Annotated in this window: 12 protein-coding genes; 8 read left to right on the plus strand and 4 right to left on the minus strand. The window is 66.0% G+C overall.

Annotated elements, in window-relative coordinates:
• Positions 1 to 54: 54 nt before the first annotated feature.
• Entirely contained in the window at positions 55 to 1,185 is a 1,131-nt protein-coding gene (cobG, locus tag CH281_RS13880; protein WP_045841901.1) for a precorrin-3B synthase, read from the minus strand.
• Positions 1,186 to 1,466: 281 nt separating this feature from the next.
• Here cobG and cobN point away from each other — a divergent pair, with 281 nt between their 5' ends.
• The 3 genes from cobN to CH281_RS13895 all read left to right on the plus strand — a co-directional run bounded on the left by cobN (position 1,467) and on the right by CH281_RS13895 (position 5,985).
• The gene (gene cobN, locus CH281_RS13885; RefSeq protein ID WP_094694487.1) at positions 1,467 to 5,072 is read left to right on the plus strand and encodes a cobaltochelatase subunit CobN; all 3,606 of its coding nucleotides are present in this window, start codon (positions 1,467 to 1,469) and stop codon (positions 5,070 to 5,072) included.
• An 18-nt stretch (positions 5,073 to 5,090) separates the two neighbouring features.
• Positions 5,091 to 5,471 (plus strand): PPOX class F420-dependent oxidoreductase, encoded by a 381-nt coding sequence (locus CH281_RS13890; RefSeq protein WP_027497107.1) that lies wholly within the window; start codon positions 5,091 to 5,093, stop codon positions 5,469 to 5,471.
• An 88-nt stretch (positions 5,472 to 5,559) separates the two neighbouring features.
• On the plus strand, positions 5,560 to 5,985 hold the full coding sequence (locus tag CH281_RS13895) for a VOC family protein (RefSeq protein ID WP_032365857.1): 426 nt from the start codon (positions 5,560 to 5,562) through the stop codon (positions 5,983 to 5,985).
• 39 nt (positions 5,986 to 6,024) lie between these two features.
• Here the strand turns inward: CH281_RS13895 and CH281_RS13900 are convergent, their stop codons facing one another.
• The 3 genes from CH281_RS13900 to CH281_RS13910 are packed head-to-tail and all read right to left on the minus strand — an operon-like array spanning position 6,025 to position 9,687.
• Positions 6,025 to 7,386, minus strand: coding sequence for a metallopeptidase TldD-related protein (locus tag CH281_RS13900; RefSeq protein WP_094694489.1), 1,362 nt, complete (start codon positions 7,384 to 7,386; stop codon positions 6,025 to 6,027).
• Positions 7,383 to 8,909: a TldD/PmbA family protein gene (locus CH281_RS13905; RefSeq protein ID WP_094694491.1), complete on the minus strand. Its 1,527-nt coding sequence runs from the start codon at positions 8,907 to 8,909 to the stop codon at positions 7,383 to 7,385. Before CH281_RS13905 ends, CH281_RS13900 begins: the two co-directional genes overlap by 4 nt.
• Before the next feature lie 10 nt (positions 8,910 to 8,919).
• Positions 8,920 to 9,687, minus strand: a complete 768-nt coding sequence (locus CH281_RS13910; RefSeq protein WP_032370548.1) for a TSUP family transporter — start codon at positions 9,685 to 9,687, stop codon at positions 8,920 to 8,922.
• A 17-nt stretch (positions 9,688 to 9,704) separates the two neighbouring features.
• Between CH281_RS13910 and CH281_RS13915 the strand changes: the two genes are divergently transcribed.
• From CH281_RS13915 to lnt, 5 genes are all read left to right on the plus strand, one after another.
• Entirely contained in the window at positions 9,705 to 10,865 is a 1,161-nt protein-coding gene (locus CH281_RS13915; protein ID WP_032365820.1) for a sensor histidine kinase, read from the plus strand.
• 16 nt (positions 10,866 to 10,881) lie between these two features.
• Positions 10,882 to 11,538 (plus strand): response regulator, encoded by a 657-nt coding sequence (locus CH281_RS13920; protein ID WP_094694598.1) that lies wholly within the window; start codon positions 10,882 to 10,884, stop codon positions 11,536 to 11,538.
• A gap of 81 nt (positions 11,539 to 11,619) precedes the next feature.
• Entirely contained in the window at positions 11,620 to 12,156 is a 537-nt protein-coding gene (locus CH281_RS13925; RefSeq protein ID WP_032372414.1) for an FxsA family protein, read from the plus strand.
• 17 nt (positions 12,157 to 12,173) lie between these two features.
• Positions 12,174 to 13,769, plus strand: a complete 1,596-nt coding sequence (locus CH281_RS13930) for an amidohydrolase (protein ID WP_027497114.1) — start codon at positions 12,174 to 12,176, stop codon at positions 13,767 to 13,769.
• Positions 13,759 to 15,336 carry an apolipoprotein N-acyltransferase gene (gene lnt, locus CH281_RS13935; RefSeq protein WP_094694493.1) on the plus strand — a complete coding sequence of 526 codons (1,578 nt, stop codon included), beginning with the start codon at positions 13,759 to 13,761 and terminating at the stop codon, positions 15,334 to 15,336. The genes CH281_RS13930 and lnt overlap by 11 nt, the downstream gene beginning before the upstream one ends.
• Positions 15,337 to 15,807 lie beyond the last annotated feature (471 nt).

Here is a 15,807-nt window from a genome sequence, read left to right on the forward strand (position 1 = left end):
GCGTGTCACGATAGGGGAGAGGGACCCCTCAGCCGGAAGCCGGTCTCCAGGTGCTCAGGACACCTGGTAGCCGATTCCCGTCGCAATGACGTCGGTCACCTCGCCTTTGGGTCGGCCGCATCGACGCTCGCAACCGGACCAATGCTGCCGCTCGTCCCGTGGCGTCATCCGCGCATCGACCGCGGCCGCGAGGTCGGCTCGGACGTCGGCGAGGGACTTCTCGCAACCGGGCGATCCGGTGCAGGCACTGACTCGGATCCACGGTGACGCGGCGTCGAAGATCAGGCCCATGGGTGCGAGAACTCGAACGACCTGTTCGGCCGGTTCCTCGTCCAGATCACCCACGATCAGCGATCGCCACGGCGTCACGATCAGCGGACGATCGACGGCAGCGAGGAATTCGGCCAACCGCGCGCCGAGGACGCCGTTGGCCAGACCTGCGCCGAGCGCAACGTGGCCGTCGTCCTGATCGAGCCAGCCGATCGGTGGCACCTCGACCGGCGCGGGCATGGCCAGTACCGGTCCGGCCTGCAACCCGAGCACGTCGACGATGCGCGCGGCACCGCCGTCCAGTTCCGCCAGTCGCCATTCCTTGTGGCGCAACCGGACGAAGGCATCCGCGCAGTCGAGCAGAGTCGAGACCACGTGCTCGCGGTCGACGCGTACACCGCTGTCGCGTCCTGCCAACAGCACTGCAAACGACCCGTCGGCCTGGGCGTACACCCCGAAGTCGGGTTCGAGTCCGCACAGATCCCCACGGCCGTCGTCCAGGGCGAACAATGTTCGGCCGGGTAGTTCGGCGAGCTCGGGGCGAGCGCACACGGCAGCGTCGAGCTCGCCGACGAGACTGCGGACGTCGGTGAGTCCGCCGACCCGGCCCGACAGCGGCGAGGCGAGGATGTTGCGCACGCGCTCGTGCGTCGGAGACGGCAGCAACCCGGCCGCGGCCAACCTGTTCGCGAGCTCGTCCGGGTCCGAGACCGCACGAACCTGGATGTTGCCCCTCGACGTGAGTTCGAGCGAGCCGTCACCGAGCTCGGCCGCGGCCTCGGCCAGGACCTGCATCTGCTCCGGCAGCACGAGGCCGCCCGGGAGCCGGATTCTGGCCAACGGACCGTCCGCCGCTCGGTGCGTCGACAGAGCTCCGGGGCAGCCGTCGGGCACGGACCTACTGGGCGAACTCATGTTCACCAGGCTACAAGTGCCACGGGTGGCCCGATCTCGTCCCGGCACCGGTAGCATTCGATGTTCACGGCTCCGGCCGAGAGGAAACCGGTGAAATCCCGGTACGGTCGCGCCACCGTGACCGCCCTGTAGTTCGTCGAGAGCAGCCCGTCGGGAATGGTTCATGGGACCTGTTCTCGAGGATCGTGCCTTCGGGACGGGGCGGGAGTCGGACCCTCTCACCGACGAGCTCGGACGATTCACCGATCCAGGGGCGCGAAACCCCGAGGAGGGCGTTACCCGTGTTTCTGTTGCTGTCCACATCGGACACCGATCTGCTCAGTGCCCGCGCCAGTGGGGCCGATTTCACGTGGGGCAACCCGTCCCGCCTGCTGGCGGAAGACATCCCGTCGATGGCCGAATCGGCCGAGCTGATCATCGTCCGCATTCTCGGATCGCGTCGCTCGTGGGAGTCGGGAATCGAGGCCGTCCTGGCCACCGGTTTGCCCGTGGTCGTGCTGGGCGGCGAGCAGGCCCCGGATGCGGATCTGATGGAGATCTCCACGGTGCCCGCCAACGTCGCCGCCCAAGCGCACAACTATCTGGCCGAGGGCGGCTCGGGCAATCTGCGGCAGCTGTACAACTTTCTGTCCGACACAGTGCTGCTCACCGGTCACGGTTTCGACGCACCTCGACACCTGCCGACGTGGGGCCACCTCGAGCGGAACTCCGCCCAGCACTCCGACGGCCCGACCGTGGCGATTCTGTACTACCGCGCTCAGCATCTCGCCGGAAATACCACCTACATCGATGCCCTCGCCGCCGCAGTCGAGAACGCCGGGGCGAACGCACTGCCGATCTACTGTGCGTCACTGCGCACGGCGGAAGCCGACTTGCTGGAAACGCTGAAGTCGGCGGATGCCTTGATCGTGACCGTGCTGGCTGCAGGCGGCACCAAACCCGCCGGTGCTTCGGCAGGCGGCGACGACGAAGCCTGGGATGTCGCCGAACTCGCCGCCCTCGACGTTCCGATCCTGCAGGGTCTGTGCCTGACGAGTTCCCGCGCGACGTGGTCCGAGAACGACGACGGACTCTCCCCACTCGACGTGGCCACGCAGGTCGCGGTCCCGGAATTCGACGGCCGCCTCATCACGGTTCCGTTCTCGTTCAAGGAGATCGACGACGACGGCCTGACCACCTACGTTCCGGACCACGAGCGAGCAGCACGCGTTGCCGGCATCGCCGTCCGCCATGCGCGGCTCCGACACATCCCGGCCGCCGACCGCCGAATCGCCCTGATGTTCTCGGCGTATCCCACCAAACATGCCCGCATCGGCAATGCCGTCGGCCTCGACACTCCCGCCAGCGCGATCGCGTTGATGTCGGACATGCGTGAGGCAGGCTACGACCTCGGACCGCTCGAGGGCCCGGATTCGGTGCCCGGTCTGGCGGCCCGAGACGGCGACGCACTGATCCACGCCCTGATCGCCCGTGGCGGTCAGGACCCCAACTGGCTCACCGACGCCCAGCTCGAGGGCAATCCCATTCGTATTTCGGCGGCCCGGTATCGAACCTGGTTCGAGCAGCTTCCCGACGACCTTCGCGAGGGTGTGATCGAACATTGGGGACCGGCACCGGGTGATCTCTACGTCGATCGTTCCGCTGATCCCGACGGTGAGATCGTCATCGCAGCAATGCAATTCGGCAATGTGGTCATCATGGTTCAGCCGCCGCGCGGATTCGGTGAGAAGCCCGTTGCGATCTATCACGACCCGGATCTGCCGCCGAGCCATCACTATTTGGCCGCCTACCGGTGGATCTCCGCAGCCCGCGAGGACGGCGGCTTCGGGGCCGACGCGATGGTTCATCTCGGTAAGCACGGAAACCTGGAATGGCTCCCCGGCAAGACCCTCGGCATGTCCGCCTCCTGCGGCACCGACGCTGCATTGGGCGACTTGCCGCTGATCTATCCCTTCCTGGTCAACGATCCGGGGGAGGGCACACAGGCCAAGCGGCGAGCCCACGCCACTCTCGTCGATCACCTCATCCCGCCGATGGCGCGAGCGGAGAGCTACGGAGACATCTCTCGGCTCGAACAGCTGCTGGACGAACACGCGAACATTTCGGCTCTCGATCCGGCCAAGCTACCGGCCATTCGCCAGCAGATCTGGACACTGATGACCGCGGCACAGATGCACAAGGACCTCGGACTCGACGAGCGTCCCGACGAGGAAGTGTTCGACGACATGCTGCTGCACGTCGACGGATGGCTGTGCGAGATCAAGGACGTGCAGATCCGCGACGGGCTGCACATCCTGGGCCAGGAGCCCGTCGGCGATGCCGAGGTCGAGTTGGTGCTGGCGATGCTGCGCGCTCGGCAGATGTGGGGCGGCGAGCAGACGGTGCCCGGTCTACGCGAAGCTCTCGGGCTCAGCGAGGACGGCGACGAGGAACGCACGCGCGTCGACAGCATCGAGGCCGTCGCGCACGGACTGGTCGCGGCAATGCAAGCGACGCAGTGGAAACCGGCCGAGGCCGAGCGGGTTGCGGGCGAACACGGTGACGTGGTCGCAGAGATTCTGAGGTTCGCCGCCGCCGAGGTGGTACCGCGTCTACGCGGAACTTCCCGCGAGATCGAGCAGGTGTTGCATGCTCTCGACGGCGGGTTCATCGCGGCGGGTCCGAGCGGTTCACCGCTGCGCGGCCTGATCAACGTGCTTCCTACCGGCCGCAATTTCTACTCGGTCGACCCGAAGGCCGTGCCGTCGAAATTGGCGTGGGAGACCGGTCAGGCGATGGCAGAATCCCTGCTCGCTCGCTACCGCCAGGATCACGGAGAGTGGCCGAAGTCGGTCGGTCTCTCGGTGTGGGGCACCTCGGCCATGCGGACCTCGGGCGACGACATCGCCGAGGTGTTCGCTCTGCTCGGAGTCTCCCCGGTGTGGGACGAGGCCTCGCGCCGGGTGACGCGCCTCGAGGTGATCGACCTGGACGAGCTCGGCCGCCCTCGCATCGATGTGACGGTTCGGATCAGTGGATTTTTCCGTGACGCGTTTCCGCACGTGCTCGCCCTTCTCGACGACGCGGTTCGGATGGTGGCTGCGTTGGACGAGGAGCCCGAGCAGAACTACGTCCGTGCACACGCGCAGGCCGATCTGGCCGAACACGGTGACGAACGACGTTCTACGACACGCATTTTCGGGTCGAAGCCAGGAACGTACGGTGCCGGGTTGCTTCAGCTGATCGACAGCAAGACGTGGCGCAGCGACGACGACCTCGCTCAGGTGTACACCACCTGGGGCGGCTTCGCCTACGGCCGCGGACTCGACGGAGTACCCGCGTCGGACGACATGCGCACTGCGTACAAGCGTATTACCGTGGCCGCCAAGAACACCGATACACGTGAGCACGACATCGCCGATTCCGACGACTACTTCCAGTACCACGGAGGCATGGTCGCGACGGTGCGCGCGCTGACCGGAAAGTCGCCCGAGGCATACATCGGTGACAGCACGCGGCCGGAATCGGTTCGCACGCGCACACTCTCGGAAGAAACCGCCCGCGTCTTCCGCGCTCGGGTCGTCAACCCTCGGTGGCTCGAAGCCATGCGCAGGCACGGCTACAAGGGTGCGTTCGAGATGGCGGCGACCGTGGACTACCTGTTCGGTTACGACGCCACCACCGATGTGGTGCAGGACTGGATGTACGAGAAGTTGGCCGAGACCTATGTGCTCGACGAGCAGAACCAGAAGTTCATGCAACAGTCCAATCCCTGGGCACTGCACGGTATTGCCGAACGACTGCTCGAGGCCGCGGAGCGCAAGATGTGGGCCGAGCCGGACAAGCAGGTTCTCGACGGCTTGCGCCAGGTGTACCTGGAAACCGAAGGTGAGCTCGAGGGGGAGTAGCGACGTACCCTTCTCGGTATGACTGCCACCTTCGAGGACATTGCCAAGGGCAAGTACGTACTGCTGACGACGTTCAAGAAGGACGGCACCGCCGTACCGACCCCGCTCTGGGGTGCGCTCGACGGTGATCGTCTGCTCGTGTGGACGGTGTCGGATTCGTGGAAGGTCAAGCGCATTCGCCGTAACTCGAAGGTTCTGCTCGCACCGTGCGACATGCGCGGCAAACCCCAGGGCGACGCAGTCGACGCGACAGCCGAGATCCTCGATGCAGCCGGCACCGAGAAAGCGCGCGCGGCGATAGTGTCGAAGTACGGCATCCTGGGCTGGCTCACCGTGAAGGGCAGCGTTCTTCGAAGGGGCAAGAGCGGCTCGGTCGGGCTCGCGATCACTCCCGCGTAACCGGTCTGCACGACGACACCATCGTTGGTATGCGCAGTTCCGAATGCTTCATGAGGCGGCTTCCCCTGCTGCCGGAACGGAGCACCACGTGCCTATTGCAGTGACCGATTACAACCATGTCCGACTCACCGTCAGTGACATCGACCGATCCCGATCGTTCTACGACTCGGTGTTCGGCTTCGAGGTGGCCTACGCCTGGGATCCCGACGCGGACGAGGAGACCAAACAAGCCCTGTGGTTCCTCTTCGGCGGCGTGATCTACAAGTTCGGCGGGGGTTTGCTCGGTCTGCGCCCGGTCGCGCCGAGCGACGACACCTTCGCCGAAGATCGTTGTGGGCTGGACCACCTCAGCTTCACCGTCGATACCCGTGCCGCGCTCGAGGATGCAGTCAAGACGCTCGATGAGCTCGGCATCGCGCACGAGGGCATCAAGGACGCAGGGCCCGGACTGTCCATCGTGGAGTTCCGCGACCCCGACAACATTGCTCTCGAGTTGTCCGGACCCGACAAGTAACGGTCGGACGCAGGGCCTGCGGGAACGACCCCGCAGACCCTATTGCGCGGCGCTGACCGAGGACATGTGAAAGTCCGGAATGCGCAGCGGCGGCATTGCCGTGCGAGTGAACCAGTCCTTCCACTCGCGCGGCAGTGTCGCCTCGGTCCGTCCGGCCTCGGTGACACGTCGCAACAGATCCAGAGGACTCTCGTTGAAGCGGAAGTTGTTGACGGCTCCGATGATCCGGCCGTCCTCGATGGCGTAGACGCCGTCGCGGGTCAGACCCGTGAGCAGCAACGAGGTCGGATCGACCTCTCGGATGTACCACAGTGTCGTCAGTAACAGCCCGCGCTCGGTCGACGCGACCATCGCGTCGATCCCGGTGTCGCTGCCGCCGGTGAGGATCAGATTCTCCCCGGGGACGGCAACGGGTTCGTCGAACTTCCGAGCTCCGGCGCGGGTATAGGCCAGTGCTGCGATCGCGCCGTCCCGGATCCAATCGACCCGGTCGATGCCGAGACCGTTGTCGAACACCGACACCGCATCACTGGAGGAGCCCGCCGCAACGAACGGCGCGTACCCGAGACCAGGCTCGCGCGGGTCAGAGTGCAGCGTCAGCGGCAGCTCGGTGAGCTTCTCACCGACTCGGGTGCCACCGGCCCGCGAGAGTGCGGTGCGCCCCTCCTGGGCCCCGCGCCCCTCCATGGTCCACATCAGGTAGATCATCAGATCGGCCACGGCGGAGGGCGGCAACACCGTGTCGTACCGACCGGCGGGACGCTCCACGGTGTTCTGCGCCCAGCCCAGCCTGGTGGACAATTCTCCGAGCATCGATGCCACCGACACGTCGCGGAAATCGGCCGTACCTTTTCCCACCCAGGCACTCGCCCCGGACCGCTTTCCGTTGATCTCGATCGACCCGGTCGGCTGTGTGAACGTGCGTCGCACTCCGGTCGAGGTTCCGAGCCACACGTTGTCGACGCGATGCTCGGCGAATCCGTACAACGTGTCTCGGCCGTCGAATCCGACGTTCAGTTCCGTTGCCAGCGAACCGAACACGTCGATGGACGTGGCCTGCGCGTGTCGATCCCAGCCGTCCGGCTCGGAATCGGGGGTCAGCAGCGGCATCGCGTCGTCCGCAGGCTCGGCGGCGCGGGCCGCTGCTTCACTGGCACGCACGACGTCCGCGATCTCGTTCGGATCGACACTGGTGGACGACACCGAGCCCACCCGCGCCACGTCCCCGTTCCGGACGATGGACACCACCACCCACTGCCTCGAAGTGGAGACGCCGTTCGTGGTCATCGAATTGCCCGCCCACCGAAGCGTCGCGTCGCTGGAGTCGGTGACGAGGACGACGGTGTCGTCGACGCTCGCACACGCCAACGCACGTTCGATCACCTGCTGCGGCTCGATCATCGACCTGCCTCCGATCGGGTGTTGAGGACGTTGACCCCGCGGAACAGTGCGACCGGGCAACCGTGACTGACCGCGGCGACCTGACCGGGTTGGGCCTTGCCGCAGTTGAATGCCCCACCGAGTTTCCAGGTGGAGCGACCTCCGAGCAGTTCCATCGAACCCCAGAAATCCGTCGTCGTCGCTTGATAGGCGACGTCGCGCACCTGGCCGTCGAGCACACCGTCTCGAATCCGGTAGAAGCGTTGTCCGGTGAACTGGAAGTTGTACCGCTGCATATCGATCGACCACGATTTGTCGCCGACCACGTAAATACCGTCCTCGACCGCGGCGATGACCTCCTCGGTCGACCGGTCGGTGTCGGGATCGGGCTGCAACGACACGTTCGCCATGCGTTGGATCGGAACGTGATGTGCGGAGTCGGCGTAGGAGCATCCGTTGGACCGTTCCAGTCCGAGCCTCGGGGCGAAGACCCGATCGAGTTGGTAGCCGACGAGTGTTCCGTCGCGAACCAGATCCCACTTCTGCGCGGCCACGCCGTCGTCGTCGTAGCCGATACTGGCGAGACCGTTCACCTCGGTCCGGTCTGCGGTGACGTGCATGATGGGTGAGCCGTAACGCAAGGTTCCGAGCTGATCGGGTGTGGCGAAGGACGTCCCGGCGTAGGCGGCCTCGTACCCGATCGCTCGGTCGTATTCCGTTGCGTGTCCGATGGATTCGTGGATGGTGAGCCACAGGTTGGTGGGATCGATGACGAGATCCGTCGGGCCTGCCACCACCGAAGGGGCCTTGACCTTCTCGGCCAGCCACTCCGGGATGCGCGCGAGTTCGTCCGCCCAGTCCCACGTGCTGTGTTCACCGAGGTATTCCCAGCCGCGTCCGACGGGCGGTGCCAATGTCCGCATCGAATCGAACGCACCGGCCGCTCGGTCCACGGCAGTGGCCTCGAACTGCGGGTGTAGTCGTACCCGTTGCTGAGTGATCGAGCTGCCCGCCGAATCGGCATAGAACGACTGTTCCTTGACCTGCAGCACCGACGCCGTGACGTGGTCGACGCCGTCGGAGGCGGACAACCTGGCCGAGTACTCGGCCAGCAGCGCCACTTTGTCGGTGGTGGGAACGTCGAACGGGTCGATCTCGTACTGCGAGACCCAGACCGCGTCCGAGTACACCGGTTCGGGCGCGAGTTCGACCCGTTCGCGGTTGAGAACGCGTAACGCCGTCGCCACCTCGGCCGCACGCCGCGCCGTGGTGGCAGCCGCGTCGGTACTCAGCTCGGCGTGAGAGGCGAAACCCCAGGTGCCGTCGACGACCACCCGCACCGCCAACCCGATTTCCCCGGCGTCGACGGCGGATTGCACCGAGCCGTCGCGCAGTGAAATCGACTGGGTCGTCAGCCGCTGCACCCGGAAGTCCGCATGCGAGGCTCCGGCCGTGCGCGCCGCGCTCAGGGCCGCGGCGGCCAGTTCTCGCAGGGGGAGGGCGAGGAAGTCGGCGTCGACCGACCGGTCCGATGGTGTCGTCACGACTGTGACGCTAGCCGAATTGTTGCCAGCCGAGGCGTAGGACCATGCCGATCACGACGACGAGCAACACGATCCTGACGAAGCCTGCGCCCCTGGCGACCGCCGTCCTCGAACCGAGTACCGCACCGACGACATTGCAGGCGGCCATCGCAGCACCGAGTTGCCAGTACACACTGCCGGTGAATGCGAAGTAGGTCAGCGCACCGACATTGGAGCCGACGTTGATCACCTTTGCCATCGCGGCGCTGCGGACGAATTCGGTGCCCAGCATCGTCGCGAAGACGATGATGAGGAAGGTGCCGGTGCCGGGTCCGAGAATGCCGTCGTAGAACCCGATGCCGGCTGCGGCGAGGCCGATCACGATCAGAACTTTGCGGTGGGTCGGGGGCGACGGTGCCGCGGTACGACCGATGGTCGGTCGGCAGGTCACCAGTACCGCAACGCCGACCAGCACGACCATGATGATCGGCACGAAGAGGTCGCGGTCGATCAACGACACCGCGGCAGCGCCCGCCGCCGAGGTCGTCGCCGCGATCGCGCCGGCAGGAACGAGCACCTTCCAGTCGAGCGAGACCTTGCGGGCGAACGTGACGACGGCGGCGACTGTTCCGAAGACTGCGGTCGCCTTGTTGGTCGCGAGGGCTGCCTGCTGTGTCAGTTGCGGTGCCACGAGCAAGATCGCCGGCAACAGAATGAGACCGCCGCCGCCGACCACGGCGTCGACCCATCCTGCTGCCGTCGCGGCGGCCATCAACAATCCCCAGTCCGCGACAGTCATACGGCAAACTCAATCACATGCGTCGATTCAGCCTGTGGCTCCGTGGCCAACCGTTCGTGGCCGACGCACTGCTCGCCGGTGGGCTTTTCGTCATCGAGATTCTCGTTTTCGTGAGTTCGGCCGACGGCCTGAACGGGCCGTTGTTTCTGGCCTTCTCGGTGGTCCTGACCGTTCCCGTCGCGTGGCGGCGTCGGTTCCCCAGGTCCGTGGCGGCCGTGGCGCTCGTGTCGACGTTCGTCGCCGACGTGTGGGGAGCCATGGTCGGGGATACCTCCAACGGCCATCCGGCCGCACTGGCGTTGCCGATCATGCTCTACACCCTGGTGGCCTACGTCGGCCGCGCGCAGGGGGCCGTCTACGCCGCCGGTGTGGCGGCCTACTCGGTGTCGTCGTTGTTGCTCTTCCACCAGCCGTTGTTCACGACGCTGCTGTTCAGCGCTCTGCTGTACGCACTGTCGTGGGTCGCTGCCGAATTCCTCGGTGCCCGACGCGCATACGACGAGGCGATGGAAGCCCGACTGATCGTGGCCGAGTACGACCGGGATCGCCGCGCCGAGGAGGCCGTGCTCATGGAAAGAACACGTATCGCGCGCGAGCTGCACGATGTCGTCGCCCACGGGGTGAGCGTGATGGTGGTCCAGGCCGACGGGGCGTCGTATGCCATCCGGCGCAACCCCGAACGTGCCGAGCAGGCGGTGGCCAACATCTCGGCGACGGGCCGACAGGCGCTGGCCGAACTGCGTAGGACGGTCGCGCTGCTGCGGACGACCCCCGACGCGGACGACATGCCCGAGTACGGCACGGCCGGTCTGGCCCGCGTCGTGGAAATGATGAGTCGAGCGGGCCTGAACGTCGAGTTGGAACAGACGGGCAATCTCGACGACATCAGCCCGGCGATCAGTCTCGGCGTACACCGACTCGTCCAGGAATCGCTGACGAACGTTCTTCGGCACGCCGGCCATGCCCCGCGAGCCGTCGTACGGGTCGCACGCGAAGCAGACACCGTCACCGTCGAAATTTCCGACAACGGCACCGGCAGTGCGGCGCCACCGACCGGTGGCGGAGGACACGGACTGGTGGGGATGCGGGAACGAGTCGCGGTGTTGCAGGGCACGTTGCAGGTCGGTCGTACAGCCCAGGGCTCCTGGCTCGTGCGGGCGAGACTGCCGATCGAGTAGGCGTTAGGTTGTGTCGGTGCCGATCACCATTGTCGTCGTGGACGACCAGGAACTGATGCGAATGGGCCTGAACATGGTGCTCGAAGCCCAGGACGACATCGAGGTGATCGGCGAAGCGTCCGACGGCTCCGGTGCCATCGAAGCCGTGGCACGGTTGACGCCCGCTGTGGTCTTGATGGACGTCCGCATGCCCGGGATCGACGGGGTCTCCGCCACTCGAGCGATCACCGAATCGGGATCGGACACCAGGGTTCTGGTCATGACGACGTTCGATCTCGACGAGCACGTACTCGGTGCGCTCAGGGCAGGAGCCAGTGGATTTCTGCTCAAGGACACACCGCCCGAGGATCTGGTATCCGCGATTCGGAGCGTGGCTGCGGGTGACGCCGTCGTATCACCGAAAGTCACCAAGAGGCTGCTGTCGCGGTTCGTCGAGCGCACCGAGCCGGCCGTCGACCCATCGGTACTGGACGGCCTGACCGGGCGTGAGCGAGAGGTCATGGCGCACCTGGCAACCGGGCTGTCCAATGCCGAGATCGCGACGGTGTTGCACCTGTCCGAGGCGACCATCAAGACCCACATCGGCCGAATACTGACCAAGCTGGGAGTACGTGACCGAGTGCAAGCCGTCGTACTCGCCTACGAATCCGGCCTCGTCAGACCTGGATCCTGAGAATCTCCCGGCAAACAGGACGCATCGGGAGAAAAACGACTGTGCCGGACGTTGTACGGACCAAGCGAAGAAAGGACCGTCATGCTCGCTCTGTTCGTGCTCTACGTCGTGGTCGAGGTCACAGCCCTGGTCGCTGTGGGCAGTGCACTCGGTGTGCTGTGGACCGTGGTGCTGCTCATCGCCGGATCGTTGGTCGGTTCGTTGCTGGTCCGTTCGCAAGGCCGGCGGGTACTGGACGGCCTGCGACGCGCATCGCAGGGTGAACGCTCGGCCGAGGGAGCCGTGGCCGACGGCGCACTCTTCGCTGCAGGGTCGGTGGCCATGTTCGTGCCCGGCCTGGTGACCACGGTGGTAGGCCTGTTGCTGTTGATCCCACCGACTCGCTGGCTGCTCCGGCCTGCCGTGCTGTGGGCGGCCGCGCGGTGGCTGCCCCGAGTCGCGGCGTCCACTCGGCGCATGCGCCCCACGGTCATCGACGGAGAGGTACTCGACGACCGTACGGCCGGTGAGAATCGCGGACCACGAACCACCGGACCGTCGCTCGTTCTCGAGGGTGAGGTGATCGACCCGGGCCGCGTCGATCCCGCTGCCGGGGATTTCCCCAAGTCCCACCGGTAGGGGCAGACTGGTCGCTCGTGACCACCGAATTGTTCTGCGGCGGACGGATCTACAGTCCTTCGGCTCCCGATGCCACCGCCATGGCCGTGACCGACGGAATCATCAGCTGGATCGGTGAGGATCGCACCGGACGAGCCTTGCATCCCGGCGTTCCCGTCATCGATCTGGCCGGTTCTTTCGTCGCTCCGGCCTTCGTGGACACGCACGTTCACGTGACCGACCTCGGACTGTCGTTGATCGGCCTGGACCTGAGCCGGTCCACGTCGGTCGAGGACTGCGTACGCATGGTGCGAGAACATGCGGCATCCTCGGAAGACGACCTGATCTGGGGTCACGGTTGGGACGAGTCCACCTGGTCCGAACAACGTCCTCCCACCACCGCCGAACTCGATGCGGCTGCTCCCGGACGAGCGGTGTACCTCACCCGAGTCGACTCGCACTCGGCCGCCGTATCCACCCGATTGCGGTTCGCCGCGTCCGCTGCCGACGCCACCTCCGGCTACTCCGAACAGTCTCCACTGACCGCAGACGCGCACCATCGTGCTCGGCAGACCGCTCGCTCGCTGCTCACCGCCGACACCCGACGCCGAGCAAGGGCTGCTGCGCTGGACGACGCCGCGGCGCACGGAATCGTCGCGGTCCACGAATGTGCAGGACCGGTGGTGTCGGGCATCGTCGATTTCCGCGAACTCATGAACACCGAGCACGGCGTCGAAGTACGCGGCTACTGGGGCGAGCTGGCAGATACCGCCGAACGCGCCCGCGAATTGCTCGAAGAGACCGGTGCCCACGGATTGGCAGGCGATATCTTCGTCGACGGATCCCTCGGGTCGCACACCGCATGGTTGAGCTCGCCGTACGCCGATGGTCCCGGAACCGGGGTGTCGTACGCAGATGTCGACGCGATAGCTGCACACATCGCCGCCTGCACGACGGCCGGAACTCAGGCCGGCTTCCACGTCATCGGCGACGCCGCGGTGTCGGCCGCCGTCACTGCATTCGGCCGGGTGGTCGCCGATCTGGGCACACCCGCCGTCGCGTCGTGCGGACACCGGCTCGAGCACGTGGCGATGGTGTCCGCGCAGCAAGCCGACCTGTTGGCGTCGTGGGGCGTCATCGCCAGCATGCAGCCGGCGTTCGACGCGGCGTGGGGCGGAGCCGACGGCCTCTACGCCGCGCGTCTGGGTGCCGAGCGCGCTGCCGAACTCCACCCGTTCGCGCGCCTGGCGTCTGCGGGAGTCTCGCTGGCGTTCGGCTCCGATGCGCCGGTGACGTCCCTCGATCCGTGGGCGACGGTCCGGGCTGCGGCGAACCACCGCACTCCGGGGAGCTCGGTGTCGCCGCGTGCGGCGTTCTCGGCTGCGACGCGCGGTGCATGGCGGGCGGGGGGAGTGCGCGACGGTTTGGCCGGAACACTGGTGCCGGGCGCCCCCGCGTCCTTTGCGGTGTGGGACGTGGACGAGCTCGTCGTGCGAGCACCGAAGGACAGCGTTCAACGGTGGTCGACCGACCCCCGTGCGGGCGTGGCACCGCTGCCCAGCCTCGAGGCGTCGTCCGTCGGTCCCCGCTGCTCGATGACGGTGCACCGTGGACGGGTCGTTCATGAGCAGTGAGAACCCCTCGACCGCGCGACTGACCCGGCTGTACGGACCCGTGCTGTCGACCGTCCTGGCTGCCGTTGCCGGCGCGCTCGTCTTCGCCAGTTTTCCGCCGCGAACGCTCTGGTTTCTGGCACCCATCGGCATCGCAGTACTGGCACTGGTTCTGACGGGGTTCGGCGGTCGCCGATCGGTGTCGCTGAAAGGCGGATTCGGATACGGCTACGTGGCCGGCCTCGCCTTCTTCGTTCCTCTGCTCCCGTGGATCGGCGTCTACGTCGGCCCGGTGCCGTGGCTCGCGCTGGCCGCAGCCGAATCGGTATTCCTCGGTCTGTTCGGTTTGACGGCCGTGCTGGTTGCGCGGAGCGCGTGGTGGCCGCTGTCGATGGCCCTGATGTGGAGCGCCGCCGAGTGGCTTCGGTCGAGCGTTCCTTTCGGAGGGTTTCCATGGGGCCGGCTGGCGTTCGGACAACCCGAGGGCTGGTTGCTTCCGTTGGCGAGCATCGGAGGCGCACCGCTGCTCAGTTTCGGGGTCGCGCTCACCGGTACCGGACTGGCCGCGCTGGTGCTGACACTCACGCGTCGCGTCACCGCCCGATCGCTCGTCGGACCGGTCGTGACCACGGCGATCGCATCGATCACTGCGGTGTCGCTGATCCCGACTCTGCACACGAACGAGACCGGGGACGGCGATCGCACGGCGACGATCGCTGCCATTCAGGGCAGTGTTCCTCGCCTGGGGCTGGACTTCAACGCGCAGCGACGCGCGGTACTGGACAACCACGTGCGCGAGACGATGGCGCTGGCCGCCGATGTCGACGCGGGCAGGCAACCCGCGCCGGATCTCGTCGTGTGGCCGGAGAACGCATCGGATATCGACCCGCTGCGCAACTCCGACGCTGCGACGCTCATCACGCAGGCGTCGGTTGCCGTCGGTGCGCCGATCCTCGTGGGCACCGTCCTGGTCAACGCGAACAACACGAACACCAATTCCGTCATCGCGTGGAACGGTGCCGACGGACCAGGGGAGCGGCACGACAAGAAGATCATTCAGCCCTTCGGTGAATACTTGCCGTACCGAAGTTTTTTTCGACTGTTTTCGGAATACGCCGATCGAGCGGGTTATTTCGTTCCTGGAAATGGAAACGGTGTCGTACACGCTGCAGGAATAGCGGCCGGAATAGCCACGTGCTACGAAGTCGCATTCGATCGAGCCCTCGACGAGTCCGTTCGTTCGGGTGCGCAATTCATCGCGATCCCTACCAACAACGCCACGTTCGGCGATACCGAAATGACGTATCAACAGCTGGCGATGTCGCGGGTGCGAGCCGTCGAACACGGACGTACCGTCGTGGTTGCCGCGACGAGCGGCGTCAGTGCCGTAGTCGGACCCGAGGGGAACGTCCTGCAGCAAACCCCGCTGTTCGAGCCGGATGTACTGGTATCGACGGTCGAACTGCGGAGCTCGCTCACACCGGCGACACGCATCGGTTTCGGCGCGGAGCTGGCGCTGATTCTGGCCGCGGCAGTGGGGTTGATCGCGACGCTCGTCGGCGTCCGACGTCGACAGCTTCGGGAATGAAACAGTCGTCAAGTTCGTTCGGGTCGGTATTCGGCGCATCGACGGTCCGAATCACTATCATTCGTTCGATGTAAAAACGGCGGTCGGGTGGCGCACACAAGCGAACTTGTAACAAGCTTCCCCGAACAATCGATGCCCACTAGGACTACCGCACAAAAGAACTTCGCCGATGTTGTATCTTTGTAAGCCGCTGGAGGTGTTGGAGGTCCAGGATGCGGCCGCCGTCGTACCCCCGAACGCCGCCTCGGTCACGATGTCAGGGGAGCGAACAATCGGCATCGATGCCGCGTCCGGATCGAGCGCCTGACAGGGAGGGGGAACCGTGTTCCTGAGTTCACGGACACCGTCGATCGGCTCTACTTTGCGTGAGGTTCCCGCGATGCAGCCCGCCCGGTGAAAACGGGGTTCTTCCCTGTTTCAATCCGACAAGCTCCAGGCGACGAATCCAAACAGCCCCACAACCGCCATCGA

It is taken from the genome of Rhodococcus sp. 06-221-2, assembly GCF_002258365.1.
In the GTDB taxonomy this organism is placed as follows: domain Bacteria; phylum Actinomycetota; class Actinomycetes; order Mycobacteriales; family Mycobacteriaceae; genus Rhodococcoides; species Rhodococcoides fascians.